This window comes from Pseudomonas sp. S1(2024), from assembly GCF_046557535.1.
The window spans coordinates 118,773-128,134 of sequence record NZ_JBKGFP010000007.1 but is presented as its reverse complement, the minus strand read 5'-3'; the positions used below and the strand labels follow the sequence as shown (position 1 = coordinate 128,134).

10 protein-coding genes are annotated in these 9,362 nt (G+C 62.0%); 4 read left to right on the top strand and 6 right to left on the bottom strand.

All coding sequences use genetic code 11. The features are described from left to right. Positions 1 to 90: 90 nt before the first annotated feature. Entirely contained in the window at positions 91 to 1,380 is a 1,290-nt protein-coding gene (locus ACLCGK_RS05405) for an MFS transporter (RefSeq protein WP_003258167.1), read from the bottom strand. Between the two features lie 361 nt (positions 1,381 to 1,741). Between ACLCGK_RS05405 and ACLCGK_RS05400 the strand changes: the two genes are divergently transcribed. Together ACLCGK_RS05400 and ACLCGK_RS05395 are read left to right on the top strand one after the other, a co-directional pair. Beyond that, positions 1,742 to 2,140, top strand: a complete 399-nt coding sequence (locus ACLCGK_RS05400; RefSeq protein WP_003253317.1) for an acyl-CoA thioesterase — start codon at positions 1,742 to 1,744, stop codon at positions 2,138 to 2,140. A gap of 71 nt (positions 2,141 to 2,211) precedes the next feature. Next, the gene (locus ACLCGK_RS05395; RefSeq protein WP_085721310.1) at positions 2,212 to 3,108 is read left to right on the top strand and encodes a D-hexose-6-phosphate mutarotase; all 897 of its coding nucleotides are present in this window, start codon (positions 2,212 to 2,214) and stop codon (positions 3,106 to 3,108) included. 62 nt (positions 3,109 to 3,170) lie between these two features. On the opposite strand, the gene ACLCGK_RS05390 is transcribed toward ACLCGK_RS05395, so the two are convergent. The 4 genes from ACLCGK_RS05390 to purE form a co-directional block, all read right to left on the bottom strand. Further along, the gene (locus ACLCGK_RS05390; protein ID WP_371033897.1) at positions 3,171 to 3,704 is read right to left on the bottom strand and encodes a DUF3299 domain-containing protein; all 534 of its coding nucleotides are present in this window, start codon (positions 3,702 to 3,704) and stop codon (positions 3,171 to 3,173) included. A 48-nt stretch (positions 3,705 to 3,752) separates the two neighbouring features. Then, positions 3,753 to 3,998: a GlsB/YeaQ/YmgE family stress response membrane protein gene (locus ACLCGK_RS05385; protein WP_003260079.1), complete on the bottom strand. Its 246-nt coding sequence runs from the start codon at positions 3,996 to 3,998 to the stop codon at positions 3,753 to 3,755. Between the two features lie 96 nt (positions 3,999 to 4,094). Then, positions 4,095 to 5,177, bottom strand: a complete 1,083-nt coding sequence (locus tag ACLCGK_RS05380) for a 5-(carboxyamino)imidazole ribonucleotide synthase (RefSeq protein ID WP_013974827.1) — start codon at positions 5,175 to 5,177, stop codon at positions 4,095 to 4,097. A gap of 10 nt (positions 5,178 to 5,187) precedes the next feature. Continuing rightward, the gene (gene purE, locus ACLCGK_RS05375) at positions 5,188 to 5,679 is read right to left on the bottom strand and encodes a 5-(carboxyamino)imidazole ribonucleotide mutase (protein WP_003253304.1); all 492 of its coding nucleotides are present in this window, start codon (positions 5,677 to 5,679) and stop codon (positions 5,188 to 5,190) included. A 270-nt stretch (positions 5,680 to 5,949) separates the two neighbouring features. Here purE and ACLCGK_RS05370 point away from each other — a divergent pair, with 270 nt between their 5' ends. Continuing rightward, positions 5,950 to 6,576: a hypothetical protein gene (locus tag ACLCGK_RS05370; RefSeq protein ID WP_410951446.1), complete on the top strand. Its 627-nt coding sequence runs from the start codon at positions 5,950 to 5,952 to the stop codon at positions 6,574 to 6,576. On the opposite strand, the gene ACLCGK_RS05365 is transcribed toward ACLCGK_RS05370, so the two are convergent. Further along, positions 6,568 to 7,485 carry a LysR substrate-binding domain-containing protein gene (locus ACLCGK_RS05365; RefSeq protein ID WP_013974829.1) on the bottom strand — a complete coding sequence of 306 codons (918 nt, stop codon included), beginning with the start codon at positions 7,483 to 7,485 and terminating at the stop codon, positions 6,568 to 6,570. The two genes, ACLCGK_RS05370 and ACLCGK_RS05365, sit on opposite strands and share 9 nt — an antisense overlap. A 182-nt stretch (positions 7,486 to 7,667) precedes the next feature. Between ACLCGK_RS05365 and aspA the strand changes: the two genes are divergently transcribed. After that, positions 7,668 to 9,092 carry an aspartate ammonia-lyase gene (gene aspA, locus ACLCGK_RS05360; RefSeq protein ID WP_003260072.1) on the top strand — a complete coding sequence of 475 codons (1,425 nt, stop codon included), beginning with the start codon at positions 7,668 to 7,670 and terminating at the stop codon, positions 9,090 to 9,092. The last annotated feature ends 270 nt before the right edge of the window (positions 9,093 to 9,362 follow it).

Here is a 9,362-nt window from a genome sequence, read left to right as displayed (position 1 = left end):
CTTTCGGAGACCACGCCGGCTCCAGCGGAAGTGTGTGGACTTGGAGGGGGGCGGGCGTGCCCGCGAAGAGGCCAGTAGCCCTGGCGTAGATCAGCGCTTGTTGGCGAGCAGGTACAGACCCACGACCAGACCAACGGCACACAGCCCCGCCACATAGTAGGCCGGCGCCATCGGGCTCACTTTCAGCAGCGCAGTCACCACCATCGGTGTCAGCCCGCCAAAGATCGCGTAGGCCACGTTGTACGAGAACGACAGCCCGCTGAAGCGCACCACCGCCGGGAACGCCTTGACCATCACATAAGGCACCGCGCCAATCACGCCCACGCACAGGCCGGTCACTGCATACAGCGGGAACAGCAGCTCGGGCCGGGTCGGCAGGCTGTGGTAGAAGGTCCAGGAGGTTGCCAGCAGCAGCAGGCTGCCGATCACGAACACCCGGCCCGCGCCGAAGCGGTCGGCCAGGCTGCCAGCGCCGATGCAGCCGAAGCTGAGCAGCACGATGGCCAGGCTGTTGGCCTTGAGCGAGTCGGTTGGGCTGATGTGGTAGATGCTCTGCAGCAGCGCCGGAGTCATCAGGATGAGCACCACGATGGCGGCTGACAGCATCCAGGTCAGCAGCATCGACAGGATGATCGCGCCGCGATGGTCACGCAGCACCGCGCGCAACGGCAGCTCCTCGGCCAGCGCCTTGCGCTGCTGCATCTCGGCGAACACCGGGGTTTCGTGCAGCCAACGGCGCAGGTACACCGAGAACAGGCCGAATACACCGCCAAGCAGGAACGGGATACGCCAGGCGTAATCGGCCACTTCCTGTGCGCTGTAGACGCTGTTGATCAGGGTCGCCACCAGCGAGCCAAGCAGGATACCCGCGGTCAGCCCTGCGGTGAGGGTGCCGCAGGCGTAGCCGGTGTTGCGCTCTGGCACGTGCTCGGACACGAATACCCAGGCGCCCGGTACCTCCCCGCCAATGGCCGCCCCCTGGATCACGCGCATCAGCAGCAACAGGATCGGCGCCCACATGCCGATCTGTGCATAGGTGGGCAGCAGGCCCATGATCAGCGTTGGCAGGGCCATCATGAAGATGCTCAGGGTGAACATCTTCTTGCGCCCGAGCAGGTCACCGAAGTGGGCCATGATGATGCCGCCCAGCGGCCGCGCCAGGTAGCCGGCGGCGAAAATGCCAAAGGTTTGCATCAGGCGCAGCCATTCGGGCATGTCAGCCGGGAAGAACAGCTTGCCGACCACTGTGGCGAAGAACACGAAAATGATGAAGTCGTAGAACTCCAGCGCGCCGCCCAGGGCGGACAGTGAGAGGGTCTTGTAGTCACTGCGGGTCAGCGGCCGCGAAGGCTGCTCGATACTGCTCGGCACGGAGGTCATCGCTCATTGTTCTCTTTGTGGGCATGCAGGCCGCTTGGCATGCGGCTTCTGGATTGGGAGACAGGCGAAGATAGCAAATTGCTGAGCTGCGCCGAAAGCGATACAAAATCCCTACACATATTCATGAATGCGCGGTCGTCGCTGGCCGTTATGCTCTATATACTGGCACTTCGTAGGAAAAGGTTGCTCCTAACGTGGGATGTTGTGCGAAAACGCCGGTCATTACTGTCAGGCGGTTTCGCAGAGTTTCCCTACGGCCGCCCAGTGAAACGAAATCGGCGTAGTATGTTTCAAGCTGAATCGTTTACCCGGCCTTTGCGCCACACCAACGAAAAGCGTCACGGGTCAGAGGCCCCATCGCATGATTGAGCTCGAACAAGAAGATCCAATCCCGCAAGGCGACCTGGCCTTGCAGATCACCGCACTCCCGCGCGAAACCAACGGGTTTGGCGACATCTTCGGCGGCTGGCTGGTCGCCCAGATGGACCTGGCCGGCACCGCCATGGCCAGCCGTGTCGCCGGCGGCCGTGTGGCCACCGTGGCCATCGACCGCATGGCCTTTCTGGTCCCGGTCGCCGTCGGCGCGCAGCTATCGTTCTATACCCAGACCCTGGAAATCGGCCGCAGCTCGATCCAGATGATGGTCGAAGTGTGGAGCGACGACCCGCTGTCCAGCGAATGGCGCAAGGTCACCGAAGCAGTCTTCGTCTTCGTCGCCATCGACGGCAGTGGCCGCACCCGCTCCGTACCTCGTCGCTGAGCCACGCCGGCGGTAAACTCATTGCATGTGCCCGGGTCCAAGGCCCACTGGCAATCAATGAGATGAATGCAATGGCTACCTTCCAGGTCGTAACCGAGCAACATGGCGAACTCAACTGCTGGCGTATCAGCAGTGACCACGCCGAACTACTGATCGCCCAGCAGGGCGCGCAGATCCTCAGCTACCAGCGCGTTGGCCAGCCACCGCTGCTGTGGCTGAGCGACCAGGCCATCTTCCGTAAGGGCAAGTCGGTACGCGCCGGTGTGCCGGTGTGCTGGCCGTGGTTCGGCAACCTGCAGCGCAACCCCCAGGCCGTGCAGGCCATGTACCACGGCGAACAGGCACCCGCCCACGGCCTGGCGCGCGCGCGCGACTGGCAATTGCTGGGTATCGAGGAGGCGGGCGAAGGCCTGCGCATCGAATTCGAACTGCCGGAAGCGCAGGGTGACCTGCCTGGCTGGCCTCATGACGTCGAGCTGAAGCTGGTAGTGGAGCTGGGCGAGGACCTGCAGCTGAACCTGACCAGCCGCAACATGGGCAATACCCCCGTGACCATCAGCCAGGCCCTGCACAGCTACTTCGCGGTCAGTGACGTTCGCCAGGCGCGGGTCGAAGGGGTGGAGGGGCTGAGCTATATCGAGACCCTGGCTGACTGGGAGCAGTGCCAGCAGAAGGGGCCGCTGGCGTTTGCCGGGGAGACTGACCGGATCTACCTGGCGACCCCGCAAACCCTGAGCATCGTCGACCCGCACTGGAAGCGGCGCATTACCTTGACCAGCAGTGGGTCGCGCTCGGCGGTGATCTGGAACCCTTGGACTGAACGGGCCAGGGAACTGCCAGACATGGCCGACGATGGGTGGCAGCGGATGCTGTGCATCGAGACGGCGAATGTGTGGGATGACTTGGTGGAATTGAAGCCTGGGGGCAGCAGCTCGCTGGGGGTCAGGATTGGCTGTGAAATGATCTGAGTCTTGCAGTGCCTATGCGGGCCTCTTCGCGGGCTTGACCGCGAAGAGGCCAGTGCAGGCGATCAGAGGTCTGCGTCCTCCACCACCCTCACCTTCCCGGCATCCAGCGCATAGGCCGCATCGGCCAGGTCATTGCTGACCTTCTCCACCTTCAGCTTGCCGCTGACCCACAGCGGTGTGTAGATATCATCGATCTTCAGACCCTTCGGATAGCGCACCAGCACCAGCTGGTTCGGCGGTGGCGGCGGAACATGGATGCACGCGCCCGGGTACGGCACCAGGAAGAACAGCGTGCTGTTGCCCTTGGCGTCGCTCTCCAGCGGCACCGGGTAGCCCCCAAGGCGAATATCCTTGCCATTCATGGCCGCCACCGTCTTGGTCGAGTACATCACCGCCGGCAGGCCTTTGCTCTGCTTCAGGCCGCCCTTGTCGGTAAAGGTACCCATCGCTTCCGGCGAGTTGTGGTCGATTTCGGGCATTTGCTCGAGCGCCTGCTGGTCAGACTCGGGCATCAGCTCCAGCCAGTCGGTTTCAGGCAGTTCGGCATGGGCCAGGGCGCTGGCCAGCAACAGTGGGGCGAGGAAAAAGGCACGCATGAAAATGCTCGGCAACTCCAATGAATTGCCGGGCATTCTAACCACTAATCAGCGCTTCTTGATGAATCCGTAAATCACCAGAAGGATCACGGCACCGACCAGCGCGCCAAGGAATCCCGCAGCCTGCCCGGCCTGATAGATGCCCAGTGCCTGGCCGCCGTAGGTGGCCAGCAGGGAGCCGGCAATCCCCAGCAAGATGGTCATGATCCAGCCCATGCTGTCGTCGCCCGGCTTGATGAAGCGGGCCAGCAGGCCAACGATGAGGCCGATGAAGATGGTTCCAATGATACCCATGGCAATCCCTCTGCAGTGAAGATGGAACAAGCCAAAGCCTAGACAGCGCTTTGGCTCGTTGCCATTTCAGAGGGCAAGCCGCTGGTAGAAGTTCGATCAGTTGCCGATCAGGGCTTCTACTTCGGCAATCTTGCGCTCGAGGGTGGCCATGTCGTGGCAGCGCAGGGTGGCGTGGCCAACCTTGCGACCGGCCTTGAACGCCTTGCCATAGTGATGCAGGTGGCAGTCACCGATGGCAACTACCTTTTCCACCGCCGGCACTTCACCGATGAAGTTGAGCATCGCGCTCTCGCCGACCTTGGCGGTCGAGCCCAGCGGCAGGCCAGCGACGGCGCGCAGGTGGTTCTCGAACTGGCTGCATTCGGCGCCTTCGATGGTCCAGTGCCCTGAGTTGTGCACGCGCGGGGCAATTTCGTTGGCCTTCAGGCCACCGTCCACTTCGAAGAACTCGAAGGCCATGACGCCTACGTAATCCAGCTTTTGCAGCACACGGCCGACGTAGTCTTCGGCCAGGGCCTGCAGCGGGTGCGCCTGGCTGGCGACCGACAGGCGCAGGATGCCGCTTTCGTGGGTGTTGTGCACCAGAGGGTAGAAGCGGGTTTCGCCATCACGGGCACGCACGGCCACCAGCGACACTTCGCCGGTGAACGGCACAAAGCCTTCCAGCAGGCAAGGTACGCTGCCCAGCTCGGCAAAGGTACCGACCACGTCCTCAGGCGTGCGCAGCACCTTCTGGCCCTTGCCGTCGTAACCCAGGGTGCGGGTTTTCAGCACGGCCGGCAGGCCGATGCTGGCCACCGCGGCGTCCAGGTCGGCCTGCGAGAGGATGTCGGCGAAGGCTGGGGTAGGGATACCCAGGTCGCGGAACATGCTCTTTTCGAACAGGCGGTCACGGGCGATGCGCAGCGCTTCGGCGCTGGGGTACACCGGCACGAACTGCGAGAGGAAGGCCACGGTCTCGGCCGGGACGCTTTCGAACTCGAAGGTGACCAGGTCGACTTCGTCGGCCAGCTGGCGCAGGTGGTCCTGGTCGCCGTAGTCGGCACGCAGGTGCTCGCCCAGCGGCGCAGCGCAGGCGTCCGGCGCCGGGTCGAGGAAGGCGAAGTTCATGCCCAGCGGGGTACCCGCCAGGGCCAGCATGCGGCCCAGCTGGCCGCCACCGATTACACCGATCTTCATGGGTTGAGCCTCAAGCCTGGCGCGGGTCTGGGTTGTCCAGCACGGTGTCGGTCTGTTCCGTGCGGAACTGCTTGAGCGCCGCGTGGTACTGCGGGTACTTGGCGCCGAGGATGCTGGCCGACAGCAGCGCCGCGTTGACCGCACCGGCACGACCGATGGCCAGGGTGGCAACCGGCACGCCGGCTGGCATCTGCACGATCGACAGCAGCGAATCGACACCCGACAGCATCGACGATTGCACGGGCACACCCAGCACCGGCAGGTGGGTCTTGGCGGCGCACATGCCTGGCAGGTGGGCAGCGCCACCGGCACCGGCGATGATCACCTCGATGCCACGACCCTCAGCCTCCTCGGCATACTGGAACAGCAGATCCGGGGTACGGTGGGCGGAAACCACCTTCACCTCGTAGGGAATGCCGAGTTTTTCCAGCATATCGGCGGTGTGGCTAAGGGTGGACCAATCGGACTTGGAGCCCATGATCACGCCAACCAGTGCACTCATCGTCGAGCCTCTCCTGCAAGCGCCTTCTGGCGCGCTAAAAGCAACAAGCCACGCAGGTGGGCCGGCGTGGCTTGTCATACGGATTCTAAATCGACCAGGTCGGCCGAAGGCGCGGGATTGTAGCGTATTTCAAGGCCCTGCGCCCACCCCCGCAAGCACATGTCGGATCAAAGGGCAAGCTGTCTCGCAGGACAACTTTTTCCTGCCGCCTCTGGGTCGACGAATACCAGACGCTTGTATCCCCGATCTCGAAAATTCAGGTACGTACATATGAGTGTTTCACGCCTCTTCGCGCTTTCGTGTGGCCTGGTACTCAGCTTGCAACTGCCAGCTGCTTCTGCTGCCCGCTCGCTTACCGTCACCGTCTATGTTCACGACGACCTTGCCGACATGAGCAATGAGCAATTGAACAAGGACTTCTTTCAGCATTGGCTGGACGAGATGCGCAGTTTCAGCCAACAGTCCATCGAGGTCATATTTCAACGCGAGGTAGAACACATTACCGATATTGCTTATGCAGGAATGCCGTCCGCTCAACTACTCGAGGCCTTCACCCGGCAACTGCATGAACAACAGCGCCACCCATCCTTTTCCTTTATGGATAAACAACTGCTGCTGACGCGCAACAGCTATGATCACAGCGGCCTGAACTACAACGCCGGCCTTGCCTATCAGAAGCAAAACACGGCTATAGCATCGGTAGGTGCATACGGTGCTCCAGCCCATGAAATCGGTCATTTGCTAGGCGCCACGCACGAAGATGCCGAACTGAAATTCAATGGCTGGGTGTGTGAAACGTACACCCACCCCCGTGTACCGGCCCGATCCAATTGCTACCGCTACAGCGACAAGAATCGCGCGAATATCGCGGACTACTTGAAATACAACTCAAACTGAAGCCTCACCTTGTGCGCCTGACGACTCAAGCTTGCGCCACAACAAGCGGACGTTGGCCTTGCGCACCAGTGCGCAGCGGTACAGACGAATTTCCAGTGGCACATGCCACTGGCTGCCGCCGCAGATCGCCAGTTCGCCCCGCTCCAGTTCGCCACGCATCGACAGGCGCGGCACCCAGGCGATGCCCATGCCCTCCAACGCCATGCTCTTGAGGCTGTCGGCCATGGCGGTTTCGTAGACGGTGGTATAGCGCAGGTTTCGCTGGCGCAGCAGCAAATTGACCGACCGACCGAGGAAAGCGCCGGCGGTATACGCCAGCAGCGGCACACTGCCCTCGCCTTCCAGGTCGAACAACGGCTTGCCGTCAGCATCCACGGCGCACACCGGCAACATTTCAGTGGTGCCCATGTGCAGCGACGGGAAGATTTCGGCATCCATCTGCAAGGCGGCATCCGGGTCATAGAAGGCCAGCATCAGGTCGCAGCCACCTTCACGCAATGCATGCACGGCATCTCCGACGTTGGTCGCAACCAGGCGGGTGGCGATGTTCAAACCATCGTTGCGCAACTGGGCCACCCAACGCGGGAAAAAGCCCGACGCCAGCGAGTGTGCAGCGGCCACCTGTACCACTTCACCCTGCCCGCCCTCCAGGTGATGCAAATGGCGGAGAATTTCGCTCAATTGGTCGACAACAGTACGCGCGGTGACGAGAAACAGCTGCCCGGCCTCGGTCAGTTCGATCGGCGTGCGGGAACGATTCACCAATTGCAGGCCCAAAGCTGCTTCCAGACTGCGTATACGCCGGCTGAAGGCAGGTTGGGTAACGAAACGCCGCTCTGCAGCCTGGGAAAAACTGCGGGTCGCAGCCAGCGCGCTGAAGTCTTCCAGCCATTTGCTTTCAAGGTTCACGAAGCACATCTCCTGGCGTGCACCAAAATGGAACACGCTCGAATATCAATTGGCGTCACATGAAACACTATGCCGTTTGTGCATAGGTTAGCGTGCAACAGCATTGGCCGCAAAATCACCTTCAGGCCTAGGATTGGCGCCATTCCGGCATGTGCCGGGTCAAAATCGAGATGATATACATCATGTCCTCCGCTGCATCGTTCCGCGTCGAAAAAGATTTGTTGGGTACCCTTGAAGTTCCTGCAGATGCCTACTACGGCATCCAGACCCTGCGCGCTGCCAACAACTTCCACCTCTCCGGTGTTCCGCTGTCGCACTATCCGAAGCTGGTCGTGGCCCTGGCCATGGTCAAGCAGGCTGCTGCTGACGCCAACCGTGAGCTGGGCCACCTGAGCGATGCCAAGCACGCTGCCATCACCGCAGCCTGCGCCCGCCTGATCAAAGGCGATTACCACGACCAGTTCGTGGTGGACATGATCCAGGGCGGTGCTGGTACTTCTACCAACATGAACGCCAACGAAGTGATCGCCAACGTTGCGCTGGAGGCCATGGGCCACCAGAAGGGTGAGTACCAGTACCTGCACCCGAACAACGACGTGAACATGGCGCAGTCGACCAACGACGCCTACCCGACGGCTATCCGCCTGGGCCTGCTGCTGGGCCACGACGCGCTGCTGGCCAGCCTCGACAGCCTGATCCAGGCCTTCGCTGCCAAGGGTAAAGAGTTCGACCACGTACTGAAGATGGGCCGTACCCAGCTGCAGGACGCCGTACCGATGACCCTGGGCCAGGAATTCCGTGCCTTCGCCACCACCATGACCGAAGACCTGCAGCGCCTGCGCTCGCTGGCCCCGGAACTGCTGACCGAAATCAACCTGGGCGGTACCGCCATCGGTACCGGCATCAACGCCGACCCTGGCTACCAGGCCCTGGCCGTACAGCGCCTGGCTGCCATCAGCGGCCAACCGCTGGTACCGGCTGCCGACCTGATCGAAGCCACCTCCGACATGGGCGCCTTCGTACTGTTCTCCGGCATGCTCAAGCGTACTGCAGTCAAGCTGTCGAAGATTTGCAACGACCTGCGCCTGCTGTCCAGCGGCCCACGCACCGGCATCAACGAAATCAACCTGCCAGCGCGTCAGCCAGGCAGTTCGATCATGCCAGGCAAGGTCAACCCGGTTATCCCGGAAGCCGTCAACCAGGTGGCCTTCGCCATCATGGGCAACGACCTGGCCCTGACCGTCGCCGCCGAAGGTGGCCAGCTGCAGCTGAACGTGATGGAGCCGCTGATCGCCTACAAGATCTTCGACTCGATCCGCCTGCTGCAACGTGCCATGGACATGCTGCGCGAGCACTGCATCGTCGGTATCACCGCCAACGAACAGCGCTGCCGTGAACTGGTCGAGCACTCGATCGGCCTGGTCACCGCACTGAACCCGTACATCGGCTACGAAAACGCCACCCGTATCGCCCGCGTTGCCCTGGAAACCGGCCGCGGCGTACTGGAACTGGTGCGTGAAGAGAAGCTGCTGGACGACGCGATGCTCGACGACATCCTGCGTCCGGAAAACATGATCGCTCCCCGCCTGGTTCCGCTGAAGGCGTAACCAGGCCGCTGTAAACAGTCTCACCAGGTCGAGGGACTAGACACCTCTCAACCTTTCCAAGGCCCGAGCCTATGCTTCGGGCCTTTTTTTTGCCTGAAGGATTTTGGGGCTGCTTTGCAGCCCATCGCGACACAAGGCCGCTCCTACAAGAGCCCTGCGAACACCGGCCAATGTGAGAGCGGCCTTGTGTCGCGATAGGGCCGCAGAGCGCCCCCCCGAACATCGGCACACAACTTGCTCCATAATGCGTCCCAGGCCAACGGGATTACC

Coding starts and splice junctions, on each gene's coding strand:
- ACLCGK_RS05405 (WP_003258167.1), bottom strand. CDS start 1,380: ATGACCTCCGTGCCGAGCAGTATCGAGCAGCCTTCGCGGCCGCTGACC.
- ACLCGK_RS05400 (WP_003253317.1), top strand. CDS start 1,742: ATGATTGAGCTCGAACAAGAAGATCCAATCCCGCAAGGCGACCTGGCC.
- ACLCGK_RS05395 (WP_085721310.1), top strand. CDS start 2,212: ATGGCTACCTTCCAGGTCGTAACCGAGCAACATGGCGAACTCAACTGC.
- ACLCGK_RS05390 (WP_371033897.1), bottom strand. CDS start 3,704: ATGCGTGCCTTTTTCCTCGCCCCACTGTTGCTGGCCAGCGCCCTGGCC.
- ACLCGK_RS05385 (WP_003260079.1), bottom strand. CDS start 3,998: ATGGGTATCATTGGAACCATCTTCATCGGCCTCATCGTTGGCCTGCTG.
- ACLCGK_RS05380 (WP_013974827.1), bottom strand. CDS start 5,177: ATGAAGATCGGTGTAATCGGTGGCGGCCAGCTGGGCCGCATGCTGGCC.
- purE (WP_003253304.1), bottom strand. CDS start 5,679: ATGAGTGCACTGGTTGGCGTGATCATGGGCTCCAAGTCCGATTGGTCC.
- ACLCGK_RS05370 (WP_410951446.1), top strand. CDS start 5,950: ATGAGTGTTTCACGCCTCTTCGCGCTTTCGTGTGGCCTGGTACTCAGC.
- aspA (WP_003260072.1), top strand. CDS start 7,668: ATGTCCTCCGCTGCATCGTTCCGCGTCGAAAAAGATTTGTTGGGTACC.